The following is a 22856-nucleotide window of genomic DNA, read 5'->3' as shown; positions in this document are numbered from 1 at the left end:
GTCCGCCCCGTTATTCCGCCGCGACCGCAGTCGCCCCGCCGAGCCGCAGCGCCGAACATTCGGCCATCACGGCCGAGGCCCGGGCGATCGGGTTGGTCAGGTAGAAATCCGTCACCGCAAGGCCGAACGCGGCCCTGTCCGTCGTTCCGCTGGTCTGGCCGAGCGCGATCACCGCGTCGGCACCGGCGGGTTCGAGCACGTCGAGCCGGCCGAGATGGGGGTGCGCCGCGACCAGAGCCGCGCGGAGCGCGAACAGCGAATCGTAGGGCAGCTTGGTCCCGAGCACTTCCGACAAAGCCCGCAGAACAGCCCAGTCCTCCCGGGCATCGCCAGGCGGGAAAGCGGCGCGATTGGCGAACTGCACCCGTCCTTCGGTGTTCACGTAGAGCCCCGACTTCTCGGAATAGGCGGCGCCGGGAAGGATCACGTCCGCCCGGTGCGCGCCCCGGTCGCCATGGGTGCCGATATAGACCGTGAAGGCGCCCGGCGCGACCTCGATCTCGTCTGCGCCGAGCAGGAAAGCGACATCGAGGCCTCCGGGCGCGGCCATCGCGGCCGCATCGCTGGCGCCGGCCGCCGGTACGCAGCCGACATCGAGCGCACCGACCCGGCCGGCAGCCGTGTGAAGCACCGCAAATCCGTTCCAGCCATCCTTGACCGCGCCGACCGCAACCGCGAGGCGCGCCGCCAGGGCCAGGATCGCCGCGCCGTCGGGGCGCGCCAAGGCCGCTTGGCCCACGATCACCAGCGGCTTGTCCGCCGCCTTCAGGACGTCCGCGAAGGTCCCGGTGCCCGCGAGATCGGCGAGGCTGTCGGGTCCCGCGCCGAGATAATCGCACGGATAGGTGAGATCGACGGGCGCGCCGATGAGGCCGACCTTCAACGTGCCGGCTGTGGCACGCCAGCGCTTGCGGATCCGGGCATTGATGACCGGGGCCTCATGCCGCGGATCGCTGCCGACGATCAGAATCGCACCGGCCTCCTCGATCCCGGCAATCCCGGGATTGAAAACGTAGGATGCGCGTCCGTGCGCGGGGTCCAAGGCGGCCCCGTCCTGTCGGCAATCGATGTTCCCCGAGCCGAGCCCGTCCATCAGGCCCTTCAGCGCGAATGCCTCCTCGACGGTCGCGAGATCGCCGACCAGGGCGCCGATCCGCGTCGGATCCGCCGCCTTGACCTTGGCGGCGATGGCGTCGAACGCCTCGGTCCAGGTCGCCGGCGCGAGACGTCCGTCGCGACGGACATAGGGTCGGTCGAGCCGCTGGGTCTTCAGGCCGTCCCAAACATAACGGGTCTTGTCGGAAATCCACTCCTCGTTCACCGCCTCGCTGGTGCGCGGCAGGATGCGCATGACTTCGCGGCCGCGCGTGTCGATGCGGATATTCGAGCCGGCGGCGTCCATGACGTCGATCGACTCGGTCTTGCCCAATTCCCAGGGGCGGGCATGAAAGGCGTAGGGCTTGTGGGTGAGCGCGCCGACCGGGCAGAGGTCGGCGACATTGCCCTGCATCTCCGAGCGCATAGCGTGCTCAAGATAGGTTGTGATCTCCATGTCCTCGCCGCGGCCGATCGCGCCGAGATCCGGCACGCCGGCGACCTCGGTGGAGAAGCGCACGCAGCGGGTGCAATGGATGCACCGGTTCATCGAGGTGCGCACCAGGGGACCGATATATTTGTCCTCGACCGCGCGCTTGTTCTCCGCGAAGCGCGACGTGTCTACGCCATAGGCCATGGCCTGGTCTTGCAGATCGCACTCGCCGCCCTGGTCGCAGATCGGGCAATCCAGCGGGTGGTTGATGAGCAAAAACTCCATCACCCCTTCGCGCGCCTTCTTCACCATCGGACTCTTGGTGAGCACAACCGGGGGCTCGCCGTTCGATCCGGGGCGCAGATCCTTGACCGCCATGGCGCAGGACGCGGTGGGCTTGGGCGGTCCGCCCTTCACCTCGACCAGGCACATGCGGCAATTGCCGGCGATCGACAGGCGCTCGTGGAAGCAGAAGCGCGGAATCTCGACCCCCGCCACCTCGCACGCCTGGAGCAGCGTGTATTCGGCGGGGACGTCAACTTCGGTGCCGTCGACGATGATCTTGGCCATCAATCCGATCCTCAGTGCGGCAGTTCGACGAGGTCGAGCCGCATCGCGATGCGGTCGAGGCGGCGGTGAACGCCCGCACGAATGTCTTCACTTGCGGTAACGCGCCCCCCGCGATCGCGCATCTCTCCGAAGCGCTTGACGGCGCCGCGGACGGGGCTCTTGGACTTTCCGATCATGCCGGTCACTCCGCTGCGACCGGCATGATGGCCGCGTCGGAATGGGGATTGGCGGCATATTGATCGATGCGTTTCTCGATCTCGTGACGGAAATGCCGGATCAGGCCCTGCACCGGCCACGCCGCGGCATCGCCGAGCGCGCAGATGGTGTGGCCCTCGATCTGGCTGGTCACTTCCAGCAGCACGTCGATCTCGCGCTTCTGAGCCCGGCCTTCCGCCATGCGGTTCAGCACGCGCCACATCCAGCCGGTGCCCTCGCGGCAGGGCGTGCACTGGCCGCAGCTCTCGTGCTTGAAGAAATACGAGATGCGCGCGATCGCCCGCACCACGTCGGTCGACTTGTCCATCACCAGAATGCCGGCGGTGCCGAGCGAGGATTTCGCGGCGCGGGTGCCGTCGAAATCCATGATCAGGTCTTCGCAGTGCGCGGCCGGAATGATCGGGCAGGAGGCGCCGCCGGGAATGATGGCGAGCAGATTGTCCCAGCCGCCACGCACCCCCCCGCCGTGCCGCTCCACCAATTCCTTGAAGGTGGTGCCCATGGCGTCTTCGACCACGCACGGCGTGTTCACATGGCCGGAAATGCCGAACAGCTTGGTGCCGACATTGTTGGCCCGGCCGATGCCGGCGAACCAAGCCGCGCCCCGACGCAGGATCTCCGGGGCAACCGCGATCGATTCGACGTTGTTGACCGTCGTCGGGCAGCCATAGAGGCCCATATTGGCCGGAAACGGCGGCTTCAGCCGCGGCATGCCCTTCTTGCCCTCAAGGCTTTCGAGCAGCGCGGTCTCCTCGCCGCAAATATAGGCCCCTGCCCCATGATGCACATAAAGATCAAAGGGATAGCCGTGAATGTTATCCTTGCCGATGAGGTTCGCCTCATAGGCCTGATCGATCGCCGCCTCGAGCCGTTCGCGCTCGCGGACATATTCGCCGCGGACATAGATGTAGGCGGCGTGCGCGCCCATCGCGAAGGAGGCGATCAGGCAGCCTTCGATCAGCGTGTGCGGATCGTTGCGCATGATTTCCCGGTCCTTGCAGGTCCCGGGTTCGGATTCGTCGGCATTGACCACGAGATAATGCGGGCGGCCATCCGACTGTTTCGGCATGAACGACCATTTCAGGCCGGTCGAGAACCCCGCCCCGCCCCGCCCGCGCAGGCCGGACGCCTTCATCTCATTGATGATCCAGTCGCGTCCCTTCTCCAGGATGGCCTTGGTGCCATCCCAATTGCCGCGCTTCAGCGCCCCTTGGAGGCCGAAATCGTGGATCCCGTAGAGATTGGTGAAGATGCGGTCCTTGTCGTGGAGCATGGGCTCACTCCTCCGGGTCGCGGACGCCGGTGCCGGTCTTCGGCCCCACGCGCTTGGATCCGGTCACATCCGGGCTGTTGTCCTGTGCAGTGGCGGCCACCGCTTCGCGCTTCTCGCGCGAGTCCTTGCCGTTGATCGCCTTCTCCTCTTTCGCGGACGCGGCGCCCAAAGGGTCGCCCGGGCTCTGCGCCGCGGTCGAGGGGCGGCCGGCGGCCTGGAGGTCGGGCACTTCCTGCGACGTTCCCTTCGTCGGTGCCGGCCGTTCATAGAGAGCCGGATCGGTCAAGGTCGTCGGCCCACCGAGCGGCGCCGACATCTGGCGGCCATTCTGGGAGCCGGGCGTCACCGGGCGGCCGGCGGCGAGGTCGTCGAGGATCTTGCCGAACACCTCTGGGCTCAGATCCTCGAAATAATCATAATTGATCTGGACCATGGGCGCATTGGCGCAGGCGCCGAGGCATTCGACTTCCAGCCAGGACAAGGCGCCGTCCGCCGTCACGTGCCGCTCGGGCCCGATTTTGCGGCGGCAGACCTCCTTGAGCTCCTCGGCGCCGCGCAGCATGCAGGGCGTGGTGCCGCACAACTGGACGAAGTGGCGGCCCACCGGCTCGAGATTGAACATGGTGTAGAAGGTGGCGATCTCCAGAACGCGGATATGCGCCATGCCGAGCTTCTCGGCGACCGCGCGGATCGCCGGCTCCGGCAGCCAGCCGCCGGCCTGTTCCTGCGCCTTCCAGAGCAGCGGAATCACCGCGCTTGCCTGCCGGCCCTCGGGATATTTCGCGATTTGCCGGTCCGCCCACGCCGCATTTTCGGGCGTGAAGGCGAAGCTCTCCGGCTGGACGGCGGCGAGGCGGCGGACGGACATCAGCGGGTCCCCGGCGTGAGGATGCGACAATCATTATAGGCGCCGCCCACCTGGGCGATGCCGCAATCGGCGTAGACTCCGCCTTTGTAGAGCCGGACCACCTTGCCGTTCACATGGGCGAAGGCGCCGTGCGTGCCGGGCACCCCGCTTTCCGGGATGATGGCGGCGCTGACGGGAGTCCAGCCGGTCTCGAGCAGGCTGTACATGGTGATCCGTTCCACCACCATTGCGGTCGGCGGCGGGGCGGGCATGATCACCGGAACGACGACGTCGACCGGGGTCTTCACCACGAAACCGGGCGTGATCGTCAAAGGATCGGCGGCGAAAGCGGCCGTGGCGCAGACCAGCGCGGCGCCGGCACAGATCAGGGTCTTCATCGGTCCACCTCCCCAAACACGATGTCGAGGGAGCCCAGCACCGCCGAGACGTCGGCGAGCATGTGCCCGCGACACAGGAAGTCCATCGCCTGCAGATGGGCGAATCCCGGTGCGCGGATCTTGCAGCGGTAGGGCTTATTGGTGCCGTCCGCCACGAGATAGACGCCGAACTCGCCCTTCGGCGCCTCCACGGCGGCATAGACCTCGCCTTCCGGCACGTGGAAGCCTTCCGTGTATAGCTTGAAATGGTGAATGAGCGCTTCCATCGACCGCTTCATCTCCCCGCGCTTGGGCGGGGTGACCTTGTGGTCGGTGGAATGGACCGGGCCGGGCTCCTTCATCAGGCGCTCGACGCATTGTTTCATGATCTTGGTCGACTGCCGCATCTCTTCCATGCGCACGACATAGCGGTCGTAGCAGTCGCCGTGCAGGCCGATGGGAATGTCGAAATCCAGCTCGGAATAGCATTCGTAAGGCTGGGCGCGCCGCAGATCCCAGGCCGCGCCCGAGCCGCGCACCATCACGCCCGAAAAGCCCCAGGCCAGCGCGTCGTCCAGCGTCACGACGCCGATATCCACGGTGCGCTGCTTGAAGATGCGGTTCTCCGTGACGAGCCCGTCGAGATCGTCCAGGAGCCTCAGGAACGGATCGCAGAACGCGCCGATATCCTCGACCAGCTTGGTCGGCAGGTCCTGATGCACGCCGCCGGGCCGGAAATAGGCCGCGTGCATGCGGCTGCCGGAGGCGCGCTCATAGAACATCATGAGCTTCTCGCGTTCCTCGAAGCCCCACAGCGGCGGCGTCAGGGCGCCGACATCCATCGCGAAAGTGGTGACGTTCAGAAGATGCGACAGCAGCCGCCCGATCTCGGCATACAGAACGCGGATGAGCTGGCCGCGGCGGGGCACTTCGAGGTCGAGCAGGCGCTCGACCGCCAGGCAGAAGGCATGCTCCTGGTTCATCGGCGCGCAATAATCGAGCCGGTCGAAATAGGGCACCGCCTGGAGATAGGTCTTGGCCTCGATCAGCTTCTCGGTGCCGCGGTGCAGGAGGCCGATATGCGGATCGACCCGCTCGACCACTTCGCCGTTCAGCTCCAGCACCAGGCGCAGCACGCCGTGGGCCGCGGGATGCTGCGGGCCGAAATTGATCTGGAAGTTGCGGACCGGCGCCGCCGGCCGGGGCGAATCGAGGGTGTGCGCCATGGATCGCTCCTTCAGCCCGCCTTCGGGGCGCCGGGTTGGGACGCCGCCTTCTCATCACCGGGAAGGACGTATTCGACGCCTTCCCAGGGCGAGAGGAAGTCGAAGTTGCGGAATTCCTGCGCCAGCCGCACGGGCTCGTAGATCACGCGCTTGGCCTGATCGTCATAGCGCACCTCGACGAAGCCGGTGAGCGGGAAGTCCTTGCGCAGCGGGTAGCCGTCGAAGCCGTAATCGGTCAGCAGGCGCCGCAAGTCGGGATGGCCGGTGAACAGGATGCCGTACATGTCGTAGGCTTCCCGCTCGAACCAGTTCGCGCCCGGATAGACCCCGCACAAGGACGGCACCGGCGTCGCCTCGTCGGTCTCGACCTTGAGGCGCACCCGCACGTTCTGCTTCACCGAGAGGAGATGATAGACGACGTCGAAGCGGGTTTCCCGCGCCGGATGATCGACGCCGCAAACGTCCACGATGCAGCTGAACAGGCAGGTCGGATCGTCGCGCAGGAAGGTCGCCACCTTGACGATCTGCGCGCGCTCGACATGCAGGGTCAATTCGCCGAACGCGACCGTGCTGCCGCGCAGCGCTCCGGCGAGCGCGCCGGTCACGTGGGCCGCGAGGTCCTTCAGGGTCTCGTCCATCAGCTTCTTCCCCGCGCCGCCCGGATCCCCGGGGGCGATTGCATGGCACGATCAGCGTTCGATGGTCCCGACGCGTCGGATCTTCTTCTGCAGCAGCAGAACGCCATAAAGCAGCGCCTCCGCGCTGGGCGGGCAGCCGGGCACGTAGATGTCGACCGGAACCACCCGGTCGCAGCCACGCACCACCGCATAGGAATAATGGTAATAGCCGCCGCCATTGGCGCAGCTGCCCATCGAGATCACGTAGCGCGGCTCCGGCATCTGGTCGTAGACCTTGCGCAGAGCCGGGGCCATCTTGTTGGTCAGCGTGCCGGCGACGATCATCACGTCCGACTGGCGCGGAGAGGCACGCGGCGCAAAGCCGAAGCGCTCGACGTCGTAGCGCGGCATGGAGACCTGCATCATCTCCACCGCGCAGCAGGCGAGCCCGAAGGTCATCCACATGAGCGAGCCGGTGCGTGCCCAGGTGATGAGGTCGTCGGCGGTGGTGATCAGAAAACCCTTGTCGGCGAGCTCGGCATTGATCTCGCTGAAAAAAGGATCGTCCGCCCCGACCGGGCGACCGGTCGAGGGATCGATCAGCCCCTTCGGCGCTGGCGCGACGAGAGGCTTGGTGGCTGAAGGGGTCAATCCCATTCGAGTGCTCCCTTGCGCCATTCGTAGATGAACCCGACGGTCAGGACGCCGAGAAAGATCATCATCGACCAGAAGCCGAGATCGCCGAGGCCGCCGAACGAAATGGCCCAGGGAAACAGAAAGGCGACTTCCAGATCGAAGATGATGAACAAGATCGCGACCAGATAGAACCGCACGTCGAACGTCATGCGGGCATCGTCGAACGCGTTGAATCCGCACTCGTACGCGGACAGCTTTTCCGGGTCGGGGTTGCTGTAGGCGACCAGGAAGGGGGAGATCAGCAGAGCGAGCCCGATCACCAGGGACACGCCGATGAAGATCACCACCGGAAGATAGTCCTGCAGAAGCAGAGTCATGTCCGCACCTCGGGGCGCATTGGGCGATCCGCCTCAGGCGTTACCGCGCCGGCCTCGGTTGGAGGAATTCGAAACGACCGAGGCTTATCGCAGTGCCAGATAGGTTGGCAAGTACAAGCTTCCCGCCACCACCCCCGTACCGGCCCCGGCGGACAGGGCCGGAACCGCCGCGACACGCGCTGAAGCGGCTTCCGCAGCGATGTCCTCGCCACCCGTCATGCTGCAATGCGGGATCGGCCCGCAGAGGCGGCGGCCGCAAAGTGCGACAGTATGGCTCGGCAGGCGAGAGCGCCTCAGGCGCCCATGCCTTCCTTCACCGCGGCGACCAGCTGCTTCAGCGAAAACGGCTTGGGCAAGAACGAGAACTTCTCCCCCTCGGCCAAGCTGCGCCCAAACGCCTCCTGCGCGTAGCCCGAGATGAAGATCACCTTGAGCGCGGGATCCCGGGCCCGCAATTCCTTCAGCAGCGTCGGCCCGTCCATCTCGGGCATCACGACGTCGGAAACCACGAGATCGATCCGCGTGTCGGCCGCGTCCATCGCCTCCAGCGCCTCGGCGCCGCTGGCGGCCGCGATGACGTTGTAGCCGCGCGCGGCCAGCGCCCGCGCGGCGAACGCGCGCACGGCGTCCTCGTCCTCGACCAGCAGGATGGTCCCCTGCCCGGTGAGATCTGTCCCGCGCGAATCGGGCTCGGCCGGAACCGGGACGGCATCCTCGGCCGTCGGCTCGTGACGCGGCAGAAAGACCCGAAACGTGCTGCCACGCCCCGGCTGGCTCGCGGCGAGGATGCTACCGCCGGTCTGCTTGACGATGCCGTAGACGGTCGACAGGCCGAGGCCCGTCCCCTTGCCGACCTCCTTGGTGGAGAAGAAGGGCTCGAAGATCTTGTCGATGATGTCGGAGGGAATGCCGGTGCCGGTATCCACCACCTCGATCAGGACGTAATCGGCGGGCGCGAGCGTCGCCGCATCGCCGAAGGCGGCGCAATCGGCGCTGGAAACGTTGGCGGTGCGCACGGCGAGCACACCGCCTTCGGGCATGGCATCGCGGGCATTGACGGCGAGATTGACGATCACCTGCTCGAACTGGTTGACGTCGACCTTGACCGGCCACAAATCGCGGCCGTGATCCACCTTCAGGTCGATGCTCTCGCCGATCAGGCGCCGCAGCAGCATGGAGAGATCCGCCAGAACGTCGGTCAGCTGGATCACCTGGGGGCGCAGCGTCTGGCGGCGCGAGAAGGCCAAAAGCTGGCGTACCAGTCCCGCCGCGCGGTTCGCATTCTGCTTGATCTGCATGATGTCCGGGAAGGACGGGTCGCTCGGGCGGTGATTGGCGAGCAGAAGATCGCAATAGCCGAGGATGGCGGTCAGCACATTGTTGAAATCGTGCGCCACGCCGCCGGCCAGCTGGCCGATCGCCTGCATCTTCTGGGATTGGGCGAATTGGACCTCGAGCGCCCGCTGGGCCGTGGTGTCGACCGCATAGACGGCGATGCTTCCGGTGCCGAGCATGGCGGCGAACAGCCGCGCCGAGCGTCCGCCCTCGCCGCCGACCGAGGCATCGACCGGCGTCGCGGTCGCAAGACCTGCGAGCGTATCCTTGATCAGCCGCTCGACACCCGGCGCATCCCGCTCCACCACGAGCCGGTCGAGCTTCGCCCCCACCACGGCGGGGGCGCTGCCGGCGAAGAGACGCGAAAAGCTGCCGTTCGCCTCGACCACCCGGCCGGTCCGGTCGACATTCGCCATCGCCAGCGGCGAACGCGTGAAGAAGGCCGCATCGGCGCCGCCCACAAGCGAAGCCGGCGCGCTCTGACCCGCCGGCTGCGATGTGGCGCGCGGAACGACGACGAGGATATTTTCGCCGCCCGATCGCCCGCCGATCCACACATGGCCGGGCCAGATCGAACCGTCCTTACAGACGAAATCCACCGCCAATCCCCCTGGCCCCGCGTCGCCCTGCGCCACGGCGCGCATCACGGCGACTTCGCTGGGGGAATTCAGCAGTTCGGCGACCGCCATCGGCGCTGCGCCCCAATCCGCGAGATCGTAGCCGAGCCAACGCGCCAGCGTTCCATTGGGGATCCGGCCCTCGGTGGGCGAAATCAGCATCAGCCCGACGGGGGCCTGCTCCCAAAGCCGGGTCAGGATCGCCGCCCCGTCCCCGTCGACCCCGCCCCCGTCGACATTTCCTCGCGCCCCGGCGGCTTGGTCGCTCCGGCCGGCGCGCGCGTTGAACCCGCCGCTGACCCTCTGCCCCTCGGCATCGCTGAGGCTGAGGACCCAGACGACCCGCTTCAGCCCCTCCAACGGGTGGACAGCCGCCACGAGCCGCCGGCCGGTGGGCTCGGGATCGAACGGAAAGATCTGGACGGCATGGGTTCCGTCGGCGATCGCGCGCAGCAGAGCACCAACGGCCGCCTGGGAACCCGGAATGCGGCTGAGGAAGCGTTCCGGCGTCGGCGCCTGCCCCTCTCCGCTGCGCGACAGGCGGAGATAGGCGGCATTCACCTCGACCAGCTGCTCGCCATCCTCCACGAGAGCGATGGCGTCGCTGGTCGCCGACAGCAGCGTCCGCGCCAGATCATCGCTCTTCTTCGCGTCGCCGCGCACAAAGCGGACGGATGTGACGATCATGGAAAAGACGCCGACCGCGGCGAGAGCCGCCAGCGTGGCGGTCAATGCCGGCCCGCCTTCCTGCTGAAATATGGCCGCCGCAAGCCCGCCCGCAAAGGCGGCGCCGCCCACCAGCAGGCGCTGAACTCCGATTCGCTGCGGCTGCAAAAGGGAGGTCGACTTTTCCGCGCGGTCCTTGCGCGCGTCACTCATCATGAACTTTCCTTCTTTATCAAGCAACTTGCGATGCACCCGCCGCGCATTGCCGATTCCCGGAAATTAACGCAAAGTTACGGCATTGGTTGAATTCTGGTCATATTCGTCAAGAATTTCGTTTTGCGCGAAGGTCTGGGACTCGCGCACCTCCTGCTGTAAGTGGGCGGATGCCGGTTGGCAATGCGACCGCGGGGGCGGCCGCCACAAGGAGACGTGATGTTGCAGGACCTTCTAGGAATGCAGCTCGATCTGCCGATCAGGGTGGCGATCGCCGCCATCGTCATTATCGCGCTGCTCGCGCTTACGGTTTTCATCGTCCGGCGGCTGAGCGCGGGTGGTGGCGCGGGCGGCGCCCGGTCCCGCCAAGCGCGCCTCGCGGTTCTGGACAGCGTCACGGTCGACCAGCGTCGTCGCCTCGTCTTGGTCCGACGGGACGATGTCGAACATTTGCTGTTGATCGGCGGTACCGCGGACATCGTGGTGGAGCCCGGCATTGCGCGAGGCCTGACGCGGGACGCGCTGCTCGCCCGCGAGCGGGACGCTGCGCTGCCGCGAGATCCGACCCAGCGCGAGCCGACCGCGCTGCGCGAACCCTCCGGCCTGCGCGATCCCCTTGCGCTGCGGGACGATACGGCGCGCCGCGAGGCCCTGCCGCGCCGGCCGGTCGCGCCGCCTTTGTCGCCGCCGGCCTCCCCGCTCGCCGAGCCGGCTGCGGCCGAACCGGCCTCCGAACCCGAGGTCGCGGAAGACGCCCCGTCCACTCCCGATCTGCGCCGCCCCGCACTGCGCCGGCCGCTGCGGCCGGAGGGCGAGGAGAGCGCGCGCCCGGTGCGGCCCCTCGGCCTCCCCGACCGTCCGGCGGGCGCCGACCGCCCCGCACGCGGCCTGCCACCCAGCCTTGCCGCGATGCGCGCGATGGGTCGCCCGGAGCCGGCCGCGGGGCGCGCCGCCGACCCGCGCGGGTCTGAATCGCCGTCCCGTGCGCGCCTCAATCCCGCCCATAATCCTGCCCATGCTTGGCCCGAGGCGGCACCCGCCCCCAAGCCGGAAGCTGTCTCCGCGCCCGAAACGCCCTCAGCCGAGGATCCTCCGGCTGCCTCCGCCATTACGCGCGAGGGCGGCCTGCAAGCCGGCAGGCCGCGGGCCGACCGCGTGGACGTGCCCGCGGACGCGCCCGTCGCCCCCTCCGTCGACTCCCCTCCCGCCCCCGAACCCCGGACTGCGGACGGTGTTGCCTCGGGCGTGGACGAGCCGGTGATTGCGGCCGCGGCGCCGGAACCGAAGGTGGCCGAGCCCCCGACGCCCGCGCCTCCGACCTCCGCGCCCGACGTCCGCCCCCCGGCCCCGCAGGATGCCCCGGCCGCCGTGGCGCCCCTCGCGCCGAGCCCGGCCGAGCCGGCCGAAAGGCCATCGGACCGCGAGTTGCCGCCCGAATCTCCCGCGGTTGAAGCGCCCACAGTTGAAGTGCCCCCGGCCCAAGAGCAAGCGGCCCAGGAGCCCCCTGCCTCGGAGCCCCCGACCTCGGAGCTTACGCAGCCGGAGGACGTGAGAGCCGAGGACGTGAAGGCCGAGGACGTGAGAGCCGAGGACGTGAAGGCCGAGGACGTGAGAGCCGAGGACGTGAAGGCCGAGGACGTGAAACCGGAGCCGCCGGCACCGGAATTGCCCGCATCCGACACACCCCCATCCGATACTCCCAAATCCGAAGCCCCCGCGTCCGAACCGGATGAGCCGCCCGCGGCACCGGTATCCGCCCCCCCGGCGTCGGTCGCGCCGACGCCCGCCGCGCCGCCGATGCCGCGCGCCGACGGGCAGAGCGAGGGCGCCGTCCCGGGTTCCACCGCCGAGCCCGAACCGGGCCCGTCGGAACCCGTTCCCGGGATCGCCGCCCCCGCGCCTTCCGAGCGGCCGGCCCCCCCGGTGCCGCCGGTGGTCGCTGCCCGCACCGATGATGCCCCGGCCGGCGAAAAGCCGGAACCGTCGGCTCCGACGCCGGCGGCGCGCCGCATCCCGCTCTTCAACATCGCCCGACCGCTGCGCGGTCCGCTCGCGCCGCCGCAGCGCACCGAGCCGCGCATCGAAGACGTGGCGCAGAAGCTGGATGCCACTCTGGAGCGTGCGCTCGGCGGCCCGGCCGTCCCGCCTTCGGCTCCGGAAGCTCCCCCCGCGCCACGGCCGCCGGCCGCACCGGCGTCGCCCGCCGCCTCCGAACCGCAGCCGGGCCGGTCGACGCCCGCGCGCTTCGCGCCGTTCCTGCGGGCGAACGTCCCCGCAGCCCAGCCGCCGCGCGCGCCCGCTCCGGTCCCGGCGGCCAAGGCACCGCCGAATGTCGTGGTTCAGGATGTCGTGGTTCGCGAGACCGTCGCCCCGGCGGACGGCCTCGGCTTGAACGAGAACGACCTCGTCCGGGAACTCGAACTCACACTGGCACGGGAGGCGCAGGAGGAGCGCACGCGCAAGGAGCAGGCCGCATCAGCCGCGCCCGCGGCGCCCCCGGTCCCCGCCGCCGTGGCGCCGGAAGGAAGCGAGCCGGCACCCAAAGCGCCCGAAGCCAAAGTCTCCGAAGCCAAAGCGCCCGACGTCAAGGCCGCGGACGCCGACGATCCGTTCGGGGACCTCGAGGCGGAGATGGCGACCCTTCTCGGACGTCAGCCGGTTTCCCGGTCCTGACCCCGCAAACGAACGGCGCCCGGCTCGATGAAGCCGGGCGCCGGAACGCGTCACCTCATATGAAGACGCGGGATCAGGAATTGATCATCGCGAGGCATTTCCCGGCCGCTTCGGCGGCCGAGCGCGCACCGCTCATGCCGATGGCGCCGGACTTGACCAGCGACTGGGTCTGGGCGGTGACGATGCCGCGCAGGTCGGCACCGGGCGCAACCTGAGGCGCCGCACCGGCATAGATCGCCTTGCCATCGGTGTTCAGGTTGGCGGCGCACTTGTCGCCAGCCGCCTTGTCGGCGAGGGCCCCGGTGGCGACCACGCAGAACCCTGCAGCCAGGATAACTCTCAGAGACATTGCCTTCTCCTCCTTGAAACGCGCCGGATCCGCGCCGGCCGTTTGAACTCACCACCGTACCGACCGGAGCCCGTCGACCGCGGCTCCGGTGCCGATATCATACCGGGTTCCCGCTCCGGCGGGCAGGCTGTGTGCGCCGCGGACCGGTCAGCGGACGCCGGCCCGGTTCACCGGTCCGCCGGCATTCGCGCCCCAGCCGACGCCCGCGCCGGGGGCGAGGCCGACACCGGCCGCACCGGCGCCCGCGCCCGGCAGAACGCCGATACCACCGGGATTTGCCACGCAGCCCGCCGGATAGCCCGGACGGGTGCAATGGACCACGGCCGGCGCGGGACGAACGACGCAACCGACCGGATAGCCCGGGCCGGTGCAATAGACGACGGCCTGGCTCGGCGCCGCGCCGAACGTCGAAAGACCGACGCAAAGTCCGAAGAATGCGAGACGGCTTCTGATCATATTAAAACCTCCCAAGGGGTCTGCCGAAGGCAGGGGCTATGCTGCATGCCGCGCCGTGACAATGGCGATTATTGGTCCCTCGCTGCCCAGCCTACCTCGTCACAGCCCCCCTGTCCGCGCTATAAGCACCAACACGCGATCGGATGGTATACAATGCCGTCGGCGAGGCTCGGTTGGAATGCAGCGCGCGGATAGATCCGGGAACAAAGCAATCGTGGCGCAATCTCTCAGCAGGGTGGACGAATTCCGGGCTCATCCGCAATTCCTCACGGCCTTCGAGCAGTGTGCCCGCGGGCTCGTGCAAATGTATCGCGGCAACCGGATTTTGAACCGGATTCTCAATGACCGTGGCCGGGTCGCCTTCGGCGTCTTCGCACTCTATCTCGACGCGATGCCCGACGAGAACGGGGTCGGGCTGACCGTCACGCGCATCGCCAATCTCTGCCAGGAACAAGGGGTGTGCAGCCGCGGCCGCGCGAAAGCCATGGTCCTGCTGATGCGTTGGGCCGGCTATCTCGAGACAGGTCCCGAATCGGGGCCGAACCGGCGGCAGCGGCCGCTGCTTCCAACGCCCCGCCTGATGGCCGAACATATCAAGCGCTGGCAGCATATGTACGGCGCCCTCTCGCTGATCGACCCGGTCGGAGAGCAGGTTCTTCTCCATATCGAGGAGCGCGCCTTCGCCCGCGCGCTGCTGCGACAGGTCGGCCATCGGTTTCAGGCCGGCATGCGGATCCTCCACCACGCGCCCGAAGCGTCCCTCTTCGCCGAACGCGATGCCGGGCTCCTCATCGCCATGAGCCTCCTGATCTCGCGGACCGAGGACGACGTGTTTCCGCCCCGCAACCCGGTCCCCGTGCCGGTGGCCGCCCTCGCGCGGCAATTCTTCGTCTCCCGCGCGCATGTGCTGAAGCTGCTTCGCGAGGCCGAATCCGAGGGGCTGATCGTCCGGACGCCGTCGGCTTCGGGAAATGTGCAACTCGCCGAGCCGATGCGGCGCGCGATGACGAATTTCTTCCTCACCATGTTCTCGGTCATGGCCGATGCCGCGCGGGCGGCGGTCGCGGAATATGAGGCGCAGGCCGATCTCCGCGACGACCGGCATCCGGTCCGGGATTTCCCGGCCATCCGGTTCGGCCAGGCGCCGCCCTGAGGACGGCCGAAGGCGGTCGCATCAGATCGCCTTAATCACGCGAGACTCCGGAATCGCGCGCCGCTTCCGCGATGATCCAGTCCTTGAAGCGGCGCACCTCCGGCCGGCGCCCGTTCTCCGGGGGATGGAGCAGATGCCAGCCGCCCGGGATCCCGACGCAGAGCGAGAACGGAGCGACGAGCCGGCCCTTGGCGAGATCCTCGGCGATCAGGGTTCGCCGAATGATGCCGATGCCGAGCCCGGCAACCGCCGCGCCGATGACCAGCACGAAGGAATCCAGGCGCGGCCCCCGGTCGATGTCGTCGGCGCTCACCCGGGCGGCCGCCAGCCAGGTGCGCCAATCGTCGGGATCGGTGGTGGAATGGAGGCGGGTATAATGCAGCACGTCCTCGGGGCTCCTGAGGCCCCTGCCCCGCGCCAGGAGCTGCGGGCTGCAAGCGGGCGTGATTTCCGCCCCCATCAGAAAGGTCGCATCGAGACCCGGCCACACGGTGCCGACGCGCACCGCGATATCGGCGTCGCCATGGGGAAAGTCGCCGGTGCGGTGCGAGGTGAGAACATGCACCTCGACATCCGGATTTGTGTCGCAGAACGATTTCAAACGCGGCAACAGCCAGCATTGGGCGAAGCCCGGCAGCGCGCTGACCCTGAGGATGCCCGGCGGCCGGCGCGCGCGCACGGCCTCGGAGACCGCGGAAATCGCGAACAAGGCATCCTGATAGCGCGGGAGAAGCTGCGCCCCGGCTTCCGTCAGGTGGAGCGTGTTGTGGTTCCGCACAAACAATGCGCTGCCTAAATGTTGTTCAAGAAGCCGAATTTGTTGGCTTACGGCGGCCTGCGTGACGCCGAGTTCGGCTGCGGCCTTGGTGAAGCTGAGCGCCGCACCGGCCGCGACGAAGGCGCGCAAAGCGTTGAGGGGCGGCAGCTTTTCCATGGCGGCAAACGTCCGTACCGGCATTTTGAATAAGATAAACTATCGCATTCCGTCGCTGGAATGAAGGGAAATGCGCCGCATTTGTTGTATTTTCATGTTGGCACGCGGATTGCTTAGGAAATGCTGATAAACATTTTCTAATGGAGCGCGTGATGTCCTTCACCCTCGATCGTCGCCGGGTCCTCCACCTTCTCGGTGGCTCGCTCGCTTTGCCTCTGATGTCCGGGCAGGCGGCGTTCGCCGCACCGACCGTCACCGTCGTCTCCGGCCGCTTGGGCTGGCCGCATTGCATGCCCTTCATCGCGACGGAGATGAAGCTCTGGGAGAAATACGGACTCTCCGTCGACCATCGCGACCTCGGCAATGGCAGCGCCGCCGCTGAAGCCATGGCCTCGGGCAGCGCGAGCTTCGGCTATATCAACGTGCCGAACGCCGTGACGCTCCTCCAGGTCGGGCTGCCCATCAAGATCCTGGCCGCCACCACGATCGGGGGCACCAGCGTCTACACCTTCTCCGAGGCCATCAAGTCCGTCGCCGACCTCAAGGGCAAGAAGGTCGCGATCCCGCGCGGCGTCACCACCCATGCCCTGCAGTTCGAAATGTATGTGCTGCCGCAGGCCGGCCTGAGCAAAGCGGACGTCGAAATCGTGCCGCTGGCGCCGACCGACAACCTCACCGCCATGCGCCGCGGCGACGTCGATGCGGCCGTGTCGTTCGACCCCTATGTGTCGCAGGCCGTCGCGCTCGGCGCCAAGGTGATCGTGCCGCCGAACAAGATGTGGGACGGACCGGCTTATTCCGCCGTGGTCGCCGCCCGCGCCGATTTCGTCGCCAAGGAACCGGAGACCGTCCGCAAGCTGGTCCAGGTGCATTGCGAGGTGATCAAGTTCATCAACGAGGATCCGAAGAAGGCGGCCGAGATCGTCAACAAGCTGCTGCGCGGCACCGAGAAGGATCTCGCGCTGCAGCTCGATTCGATGCGCAGCCTGACCTTCACCGCCAAGATCGAGCCCGCCGCCGTCGCCCGCTTCGCCGATGCCATGGTGAAGTTCGGCCTGATCAAATCGGCACCCGATCTCGGCCCCGTGGTCGACACCTCCTTCCTGCCCAAGGACGTCATGTGATGGCAGGGGTTACGCTGTCCAACGTGAGCAAGAGCTTCCCCAAGCCCGACGGCAAGGGGACGTTCGTCGCCCTCTCGCCGACCGACATCGAGGTGAAGGAGGGGGAATTCGTCTGCATCCTCGGTCCCTCGGGCTGCGGGAAGACGACCCTGCTCAACATCGTCGCCGGCTTCGAGACCCCCACCACGGGCACCGTCCTGGTGGGGGGCAAGCCGGTGCGCAAGCCGGGGCCGGAGCGCGGCTATGTCTTCCAGGAATATGCCCTGTTCCCCTGGATGACGATCATCGAGAACGTCGCCTTCGGCCTGCGCAATCTCGGCGTCTCGGGCGCCGAGGCCGCCACCAAGGCACGCGACTATCTCAAGCTGGTCGGCCTGTCCGGCTTCGAGCAATCCTATCCCAACCGCCTTTCCGGCGGCATGAAGCAGCGCGTCGCGATCGCCCGGGCCCTTGCGCCGGGGCCGGACATTCTGCTGCTCGACGAGCCGTTCGCGGCCCTCGACGCCCAGACCCGCTATCTCATGCAGATCGAGCTGCTGCGGATCCAGCGCGAGGCGCGCAAGACCACCATTTTGATCACCCATTCGCTCGAAGAGGCGATCGTGCTGGCCGACCGGGTGATCGTGCTGTCGGCCCGGCCCGGGCGGATCAAGCTGATCGAGACCATCGACCACCCCCACACCCGCAATCCCAACGACCCGTCCATGACCGAGCTGCGCTACCGCCTGTTCCAGGCGATCGCCGACGAGATCGCACCCGTGGGAGCCGCCGCGTGAGCCTCGCCTCTTTCGAAACGCGCCGCGCCGCCGATGGCGGCCCCGCGAAGGAAACGGCCGTGAAACTATTCCTGAACTTCCTGGCCCGGCCGCTGCGCCATTTGTGGCTTCTGGCGGCCGTCATCATCGTCTGGCACGTCGTCGCGATATCCGAGATCTATCCCCCCTTCCTGCTGCCGGCGCCGTCGGCGGTGGTGCAGTCGCTGATCGAGATGACGCGCTCGGGGTATCTGATCGACAATATCGGCATCAGTCTGGGACGGCAGATGACGGGCTTCGCCCTGTCGGTCGCCTTCGCTTTGCCGGTCGGCGTGCTCCTCGGCTATTCCCGCGCCTTCCGCGAACCGGTTCAGCCGATCCTCCAGCTGCTCTATCCGATCCCCGGCCTCGCCTGGGTGCCGCTGGCGATCCTGTGGTTCGGCATCGGCGTGGAATCGATCATCTTCGTGATCTTCTTCTCGTCGATCTGGCCGCTCCTGTTCAACACCCAAGCCGGTATCACCAGCATCAATCCGATCTACCGGCGCGCCGCCATGGCGCTCGGGACCTCGCAATGGCGCACCTTCACCCGCGTCATCGTGCCGGCCGCCTTGCCCTTCATCCTCGCCGGTCTGCGCCTCACCTACGGCACGTCCTGGCGGGTGATCGTCGGTGCCGAGATCCTGTCCGCCCGCTCCGGCCTCGGCTTCATGATCGACAATGCCCGCGGCCTGCTGCGCGGCGAGGAGGTGATCGCCGGCATGATCACGATCGCCCTGCTCGGCTATCTCTTCGAAAAATTCGCCTTCGACTTCCTGGAGCGGGTCACCATCAAGAAATGGGGCATGAGCCTATGAGTGCGTTTACCCTGGGAGGCGCCGAGGTCGCGCCGGGCGGCCGGAGCCTCGTCTCGCTGCCGGTCACCCGGACGCTGCGCGGCGACCTGTCGATCCCCGTCCATGTCCTCAATGGGCTCGCGCCCGGCCCCACGCTCGCCGTGCTCTGCTCTGTCCACGGCGACGAGAACGGCTCGCTCGTCGCGTTGAAGAAGCTCGTGGACGTCCTCGACCGCGACCGGATGTCGGGCACCCTGCTGCTGCTGCCGGTCGCCAATCCTCTCGCCTTCGCCGATCTGCGCCGCGAGACCGGCGAGCAGCGCGAGAATACCGATCTGCACCGCTGCTTTCCGGGCAATCCCCGGGGATCGATCACCGAAATGATCGCCGACGTGATCGCCCGCGAGGTGATCGCCAAATGCGACGCCCTTATCGACATCCATGCCGGGGGAAATGGCGGGCGGATCCAGCAGCGCGCCGATCTCAACGAGGACGCGACCGGCGAGGTCGCAGCCAGGAGCCGGGCGATGTGCACCGCGTTCGGCACCGGCTTCGTCCACGTCAATTTCCTGCCGCCCGGAACGGCGGCGGGGCACGCCAATGCCCGTGGCATCGCGGCCTGCGCGGTCGAGGTCGGCGGCACCTATCTGCCGACCGCGCTCGCGGACTATTATCGCGACCTGACGGTCCAGGGCATCGAGGCCGTGATGACCCTCCTCGGCATGCTGGACGGGCACCCGCCCGAACCGGGGCCGCAGCACGTGTTCGGCCGCAAGGCCCGCAAGGAGGCGAACCCAACCCGCGCGGGCTATCTCCTCTCGCGCGCCGATGCGCCCGAGGATCTCGGCCGCCGGGTCACCAAGGGCGAACTTCTCGGCACGGTGATCGACGCCTTCAGCCTCGAACCGGTGGAGGAATTGCGCGCACCCTGCGACGGCGTTCTGTTCTTCAGCCGCATGTCCGGCATCGTCGATGCCGGCGCGAAGGGCTTCGCGATCGCCGACGGCGCGCTTCTGGAGCCGACGAGTTGAGCGATCCGGCGCCCGTTTCCGCCGGCCGGCTGGAGGCGTTCGCGACGGCGGTCCTGATCCAAGCGGGCTGTCCCGAGACCCATGCCCGGGAGACCGCCGCGTGTCTCGTCGAGGCCAATCTGGAAGGCATCGATACGCACGGCGTGGCTCGACTGGGTGTCTATGCCCGCCGGGTCGCCAGCCGCGCGATCAATCCCGATCCGGCCCTCGCCCTGGTGGCGGGCCGGGGCGGGCTCGCGGTGCTCGACGGCGATAACGGGCTCGGCCCGGTGGTGGGGCGTGCCGCGATGCGGCATGCCATCGCCTTGGCGCAGGATTTCGGCATCGGCTGGGTGCTCGCCCGCAACAGCAATCATTTCGCCCATGCCGGCCATTATGCGGCGCTCGCCGCCGAAGCCGGCATGATCGGCCTGTGCGCCTCCTCCGGCGAGCCCGTGGTCGCGCCCTGGGGCGGCACCCGCGCCTTCTTCACCAATCACCCTCTGGCCATCGGCGCGCCCAACGGGGCGAACCCGGTCGTCGTCGACCTCGCGACCAGCGTGGTTGCACGCGGCCAGATCCTGCTCGCGGCGCGCACCGGCCGCCCCATCCCCGAGGGATGGGCGATGGATGCGGACGGCGTGCCGACGACCGATCCCAAGGCGGCGCTGGCGGGTTCGGTCCTGCCGATGGCCGGCGCCAAGGGCTATGCCCTGATGGTCGGCCTGGAAATTCTGACCGGCATCCTCGCCGGCTCGGCCTTCGCCCCGAATGTCGGCTCGCAGCATGTCGGCGGCGCCGGGGCGGCCGGCCTCGGCCAGGTCTTCGCCGCCATCGATCCGACGGCAATCCTGGGGCAGGACGAGTTCGCCGCCCGCATGGAACAGATGACCGACGACCTTCGCCAGGCCCCCGCCCGCGCCGGCGCCACGATCCGCTTGCCCGGGGATCGGCGCCGATCGATCGCGGCAGACCGGGCGGAGACCGGCATTCCCCTCCCGCTCGAGATCCGCGCCGAACTCGACCGGCTCGCGACCGACCTCGACATTCCAAAAGGCGCACGGCTCGATGGCTAATCCCGCGGCTCTTCCCTGGCTTGGTTTCCGCCGCACCGATGGCCGGATCGGCATCCGGAACTGCCTGGCGGTGATCTCGGCGACCGACGCGGCCAATCCGGTCGCCCGGCGGCTCGCGGCCGCGGTGCCCGGCGCCGTGGCCATCACGCCGTTATACGGACGGGGTCAGCTCGGCGACGATCTCGCGCTCTCCATCCGCACCATGGTGGGGCTGGGCACCAATCCGAACGTCTATGCCGTCCTCGTTGTGAGCCTCGAGCCGGTCGCCGGCGCGCGTGTGGCCGAGGCCATCGCGGCCGCGGGAACGCCGGTCGAGATGCTGTCGATCCAGAGCCTTTCGGGCACCCCCAATCTGCAGGCGCGCGGCACCGTTCTCCTCGATGCCTGGCGCAGCGATGCGGTCCGCGTGGCGCGCACGCCGTTCGTCGAAGGCGAATTGTCGATCGGCCTCGAATGCGGCGGGTCGGATTCCTCCTCCGGCCTGGTTTCGAACCCCGCCATCGGTCTCGTCTGCGACCGGCTGGTGGATGCGGGTGCGCGCCTCGTCTTCTCCGAACCCGTCGAATGCCTCGGCGGAGAAGCCGCGCTCGACGCGCGCGCGGCCTCGCCCGCGGTGGCGGCGGCGATCCGGGACACCATCCTGAAATACGAGCGCATCGCCGAGGCGGCGCAGGTCAATCTGAATGCGGTCAATCCCGCGCCCGACAATATTCGCGGCGGTCTGACCACGATCGAAGAGAAGTCGCTCGGCGCCATCTGCAAGACCGGCACGCGGCCGATTTCCGGCGTCCTGTCCTATGGCGCGCCAGCGCCGGCGCCCGGCCTCTATCTGATGGACGCCCCCGCCCCCGCGACCGAGAACATTACCGCCCTCTCGGCCGGCGGGGCGCACGCGATCCTGTTCGGGACCGGGGCGCTGAACTCGATCGGCAGCCCGGTCTCGCCGACGATCAAGATCTGCGGCAATCCCCGCACCTGCGCCGCCATGCCGGTGCATATCGACGTGCCGCTCGGCGACGTCGTGACCGGCGAGACCAGCCTTCAGGCCGCCGGCGAGCGCATCTATGCGGGCCTGCGGAAGGTCGCCTGCGGCGCGCTCACGGCGGCCGAGCGCCTGGGCGAGCTCGAAGTCGCGATCAGCCGCATTCGGCCCTCCATCTGAGCCTTCGGGAGACGCGCATGTCCAAGGTCGCCTTCATCCTGCACCCCGCGGACAATGTCGCGACCCTGCTCGGCGGCGCCGCAGCGCCGGACGAGCCGCTGGCGCTGCGCGGCATCGCGGCCGGCACCCTGGCGCCCGCCGAAGCGGTTCCGGACGGCCACAAATTCGCCCTCGCCGCCATCCCGGCGGGCGCGCCGATCCTGAAATACGGGGTGGTGGTCGGCCGGGCGACGGCGCCGATCGCAATCGGCGCCCATGTCCATATCCACAACATGGACTCGCTGCGCGGACGCGGGGATTTGGCGGCGGGCGCGGCCTTGGCCTGAATCGCGGCTGAGGGCCTCGCGCCGGAGCGATCGGAAGGGTTGGGGATCGACCGGTCCGGTTGGTTCGGGCTCTGGGCCCGGATCTCATCTTAAGGAGTGGTGGGCGCACTAGGGCTCGAACCTAGGACCCGCTGATTAAGAGTCAGCTGCTCTACCAACTGAGCTATGCGCCCCTTCAGCGCCCGAGGGCGTCGCGAAGGAGGTGGTCGTGTAGCAGAGGGTCCTGCCCCTGTCTAGGCCTCCGGCCCAACTCTTTCCCGATCGTCCAATCGCCGTCGGCGCGCGCCGATACGGCCTGTGGAAAACGATGCTTTTCAATACGATAGCGTCAAACGCGAAGGTGGTGCGGAAGCTTCCGAGCGGCCTCCGGCGGCCGATATGAAAAGAGCGCCGTCCGGGGACGGCGCTCCAGACCGCTGACAAACCCCTGGCGCGAGCCGGGGGTTTTTGATTCATTCGGGTATGCTGAAGAAACCCGGCCCGACCCAGACCGCTCTTGAGATC

22 protein-coding genes and 1 tRNA gene are annotated in these 22856 nt (G+C 68.1%); 9 read left to right on the top strand and 14 right to left on the bottom strand.

All coding sequences use genetic code 11. The annotated features are described in order from the left end of the window. Positions 1-10: 10 nt before the first annotated feature. The 10 genes from nuoG to EDC64_RS20995 all read right to left on the bottom strand — a co-directional run bounded on the left by nuoG (position 11) and on the right by EDC64_RS20995 (position 10501). Entirely contained in the window at positions 11-2098 is a 2088-nt protein-coding gene (nuoG, locus tag EDC64_RS21035) for an NADH-quinone oxidoreductase subunit NuoG (RefSeq protein WP_132035138.1), read from the bottom strand. An 11-nt stretch (positions 2099-2109) separates the two neighbouring features. Continuing rightward, on the bottom strand, positions 2110-2283 hold the full coding sequence (locus tag EDC64_RS23645) for a hypothetical protein (RefSeq protein ID WP_165933848.1): 174 nt from the start codon (positions 2281-2283) through the stop codon (positions 2110-2112). After that, positions 2280-3587, bottom strand: coding sequence for an NADH-quinone oxidoreductase subunit NuoF (nuoF, locus tag EDC64_RS21030; RefSeq protein WP_132035135.1), 1308 nt, complete (start codon positions 3585-3587; stop codon positions 2280-2282). The genes EDC64_RS23645 and nuoF overlap by 4 nt, the downstream gene beginning before the upstream one ends. Positions 3588-3591: 4 nt before the next feature. Beyond that, positions 3592-4455, bottom strand: a complete 864-nt coding sequence (nuoE, locus tag EDC64_RS21025) for an NADH-quinone oxidoreductase subunit NuoE (protein ID WP_132035132.1) — start codon at positions 4453-4455, stop codon at positions 3592-3594. Beyond that, complete coding sequence (locus EDC64_RS21020; RefSeq protein WP_132035129.1) at positions 4455-4832, bottom strand: hypothetical protein; 378 nt, start codon at positions 4830-4832, stop codon at positions 4455-4457. The genes nuoE and EDC64_RS21020 overlap by 1 nt, the downstream gene beginning before the upstream one ends. Then, the gene (locus tag EDC64_RS21015; protein ID WP_132035126.1) at positions 4829-6037 is read right to left on the bottom strand and encodes an NADH-quinone oxidoreductase subunit D; all 1209 of its coding nucleotides are present in this window, start codon (positions 6035-6037) and stop codon (positions 4829-4831) included. The genes EDC64_RS21020 and EDC64_RS21015 overlap by 4 nt, the downstream gene beginning before the upstream one ends. 11 nt (positions 6038-6048) lie before the next feature. Next, positions 6049-6675: an NADH-quinone oxidoreductase subunit C gene (locus EDC64_RS21010; protein WP_132035123.1), complete on the bottom strand. Its 627-nt coding sequence runs from the start codon at positions 6673-6675 to the stop codon at positions 6049-6051. A gap of 51 nt (positions 6676-6726) precedes the next feature. Then, on the bottom strand, positions 6727-7311 hold the full coding sequence (locus EDC64_RS21005) for a NuoB/complex I 20 kDa subunit family protein (protein ID WP_132035120.1): 585 nt from the start codon (positions 7309-7311) through the stop codon (positions 6727-6729). Continuing rightward, positions 7302-7667 carry an NADH-quinone oxidoreductase subunit A gene (locus EDC64_RS21000; RefSeq protein WP_132035117.1) on the bottom strand — a complete coding sequence of 122 codons (366 nt, stop codon included), beginning with the start codon at positions 7665-7667 and terminating at the stop codon, positions 7302-7304. Before EDC64_RS21000 ends, EDC64_RS21005 begins: the two co-directional genes overlap by 10 nt. Positions 7668-7960: 293 nt before the next feature. Further along, positions 7961-10501 carry a response regulator gene (locus EDC64_RS20995; RefSeq protein ID WP_245504825.1) on the bottom strand — a complete coding sequence of 847 codons (2541 nt, stop codon included), beginning with the start codon at positions 10499-10501 and terminating at the stop codon, positions 7961-7963. A 216-nt stretch (positions 10502-10717) separates the two neighbouring features. On the opposite strand from EDC64_RS20995, the gene EDC64_RS20990 reads away from it, so the two are divergent. After that, positions 10718-13171 (top strand): flagellar biosynthetic protein FliO, encoded by a 2454-nt coding sequence (locus EDC64_RS20990; RefSeq protein WP_165933847.1) that lies wholly within the window; start codon positions 10718-10720, stop codon positions 13169-13171. Positions 13172-13244: 73 nt separating this feature from the next. Here EDC64_RS20990 and EDC64_RS20985 read toward each other — a convergent pair whose 3' ends face one another. Beyond that, complete coding sequence (locus tag EDC64_RS20985) at positions 13245-13520, bottom strand: hypothetical protein (protein WP_132035111.1); 276 nt, start codon at positions 13518-13520, stop codon at positions 13245-13247. Positions 13521-13667: 147 nt separating this feature from the next. After that, positions 13668-13976 carry a hypothetical protein gene (locus EDC64_RS20980; protein ID WP_132035108.1) on the bottom strand — a complete coding sequence of 103 codons (309 nt, stop codon included), beginning with the start codon at positions 13974-13976 and terminating at the stop codon, positions 13668-13670. Positions 13977-14190: 214 nt separating this feature from the next. On the opposite strand from EDC64_RS20980, the gene EDC64_RS20975 reads away from it, so the two are divergent. Then, on the top strand, positions 14191-15129 hold the full coding sequence (locus EDC64_RS20975) for a hypothetical protein (protein ID WP_132035106.1): 939 nt from the start codon (positions 14191-14193) through the stop codon (positions 15127-15129). A gap of 31 nt (positions 15130-15160) precedes the next feature. On the opposite strand, the gene EDC64_RS20970 is transcribed toward EDC64_RS20975, so the two are convergent. Continuing rightward, positions 15161-16063: a LysR substrate-binding domain-containing protein gene (locus EDC64_RS20970; protein WP_165933846.1), complete on the bottom strand. Its 903-nt coding sequence runs from the start codon at positions 16061-16063 to the stop codon at positions 15161-15163. A gap of 152 nt (positions 16064-16215) precedes the next feature. Here EDC64_RS20970 and EDC64_RS20965 point away from each other — a divergent pair, with 152 nt between their 5' ends. Genes EDC64_RS20965 through EDC64_RS20935 form a run of 7 tightly spaced genes read left to right on the top strand, consistent with a single transcriptional unit; the run spans position 16216 to position 22352 of the window. Continuing rightward, positions 16216-17187 carry an ABC transporter substrate-binding protein gene (locus EDC64_RS20965; RefSeq protein ID WP_165933845.1) on the top strand — a complete coding sequence of 324 codons (972 nt, stop codon included), beginning with the start codon at positions 16216-16218 and terminating at the stop codon, positions 17185-17187. Further along, a complete protein-coding gene (locus tag EDC64_RS20960; protein ID WP_207916153.1) occupies positions 17187-17963 on the top strand; it encodes an ABC transporter ATP-binding protein in 777 nt (258 codons plus the stop codon). The genes EDC64_RS20965 and EDC64_RS20960 overlap by 1 nt, the downstream gene beginning before the upstream one ends. Then, positions 17960-18799, top strand: coding sequence for an ABC transporter permease (locus EDC64_RS20955; RefSeq protein WP_132035095.1), 840 nt, complete (start codon positions 17960-17962; stop codon positions 18797-18799). Before EDC64_RS20960 ends, EDC64_RS20955 begins: the two co-directional genes overlap by 4 nt. Then, complete coding sequence (locus tag EDC64_RS20950) at positions 18796-19809, top strand: succinylglutamate desuccinylase/aspartoacylase family protein (protein ID WP_165933844.1); 1014 nt, start codon at positions 18796-18798, stop codon at positions 19807-19809. Before EDC64_RS20955 ends, EDC64_RS20950 begins: the two co-directional genes overlap by 4 nt. Beyond that, positions 19806-20864: an Ldh family oxidoreductase gene (locus EDC64_RS20945; protein WP_165933843.1), complete on the top strand. Its 1059-nt coding sequence runs from the start codon at positions 19806-19808 to the stop codon at positions 20862-20864. Before EDC64_RS20950 ends, EDC64_RS20945 begins: the two co-directional genes overlap by 4 nt. Further along, positions 20857-22026, top strand: coding sequence for a UxaA family hydrolase (locus tag EDC64_RS20940; protein WP_132035086.1), 1170 nt, complete (start codon positions 20857-20859; stop codon positions 22024-22026). The genes EDC64_RS20945 and EDC64_RS20940 overlap by 8 nt, the downstream gene beginning before the upstream one ends. A 17-nt stretch (positions 22027-22043) precedes the next feature. Continuing rightward, positions 22044-22352, top strand: a complete 309-nt coding sequence (locus tag EDC64_RS20935) for a UxaA family hydrolase (RefSeq protein WP_132035083.1) — start codon at positions 22044-22046, stop codon at positions 22350-22352. Between the two features lie 97 nt (positions 22353-22449). Here EDC64_RS20935 and EDC64_RS20930 read toward each other — a convergent pair. Continuing rightward, a tRNA-Lys gene (locus EDC64_RS20930) sits at positions 22450-22525 on the bottom strand. Positions 22526-22856 lie beyond the last annotated feature (331 nt).

Origin of the sequence: Aquabacter spiritensis (assembly GCF_004346185.1) — a bacterium.
Classification (GTDB): domain Bacteria; phylum Pseudomonadota; class Alphaproteobacteria; order Rhizobiales; family Xanthobacteraceae; genus Aquabacter; species Aquabacter spiritensis.
The sequence above is the reverse complement of the archived record's forward strand: the minus strand, read 5'-3'. Positions and strand labels throughout refer to the sequence as shown.

Coding starts and splice junctions, on each gene's coding strand:
- nuoG (WP_132035138.1), bottom strand. CDS start 2,098: ATGGCCAAGATCATCGTCGACGGCACCGAAGTTGACGTCCCCGCCGAA.
- nuoF (WP_132035135.1), bottom strand. CDS start 3,587: ATGCTCCACGACAAGGACCGCATCTTCACCAATCTCTACGGGATCCAC.
- nuoE (WP_132035132.1), bottom strand. CDS start 4,455: ATGTCCGTCCGCCGCCTCGCCGCCGTCCAGCCGGAGAGCTTCGCCTTC.
- EDC64_RS21020 (WP_132035129.1), bottom strand. CDS start 4,832: ATGAAGACCCTGATCTGTGCCGGCGCCGCGCTGGTCTGCGCCACGGCC.
- EDC64_RS21015 (WP_132035126.1), bottom strand. CDS start 6,037: ATGGCGCACACCCTCGATTCGCCCCGGCCGGCGGCGCCGGTCCGCAAC.
- EDC64_RS21010 (WP_132035123.1), bottom strand. CDS start 6,675: ATGGACGAGACCCTGAAGGACCTCGCGGCCCACGTGACCGGCGCGCTC.
- EDC64_RS21005 (WP_132035120.1), bottom strand. CDS start 7,311: ATGGGATTGACCCCTTCAGCCACCAAGCCTCTCGTCGCGCCAGCGCCG.
- EDC64_RS21000 (WP_132035117.1), bottom strand. CDS start 7,667: ATGACTCTGCTTCTGCAGGACTATCTTCCGGTGGTGATCTTCATCGGC.
- EDC64_RS20995 (WP_245504825.1), bottom strand. CDS start 10,501: ATGATGAGTGACGCGCGCAAGGACCGCGCGGAAAAGTCGACCTCCCTT.
- EDC64_RS20990 (WP_165933847.1), top strand. CDS start 10,718: ATGTTGCAGGACCTTCTAGGAATGCAGCTCGATCTGCCGATCAGGGTG.
- EDC64_RS20985 (WP_132035111.1), bottom strand. CDS start 13,520: ATGTCTCTGAGAGTTATCCTGGCTGCAGGGTTCTGCGTGGTCGCCACC.
- EDC64_RS20980 (WP_132035108.1), bottom strand. CDS start 13,976: ATGATCAGAAGCCGTCTCGCATTCTTCGGACTTTGCGTCGGTCTTTCG.
- EDC64_RS20970 (WP_165933846.1), bottom strand. CDS start 16,063: ATGGAAAAGCTGCCGCCCCTCAACGCTTTGCGCGCCTTCGTCGCGGCC.
- EDC64_RS20965 (WP_165933845.1), top strand. CDS start 16,216: ATGTCCTTCACCCTCGATCGTCGCCGGGTCCTCCACCTTCTCGGTGGC.
- EDC64_RS20960 (WP_207916153.1), top strand. CDS start 17,187: ATGGCAGGGGTTACGCTGTCCAACGTGAGCAAGAGCTTCCCCAAGCCC.
- EDC64_RS20950 (WP_165933844.1), top strand. CDS start 18,796: ATGAGTGCGTTTACCCTGGGAGGCGCCGAGGTCGCGCCGGGCGGCCGG.
- EDC64_RS20940 (WP_132035086.1), top strand. CDS start 20,857: ATGGCTAATCCCGCGGCTCTTCCCTGGCTTGGTTTCCGCCGCACCGAT.
- EDC64_RS20935 (WP_132035083.1), top strand. CDS start 22,044: ATGTCCAAGGTCGCCTTCATCCTGCACCCCGCGGACAATGTCGCGACC.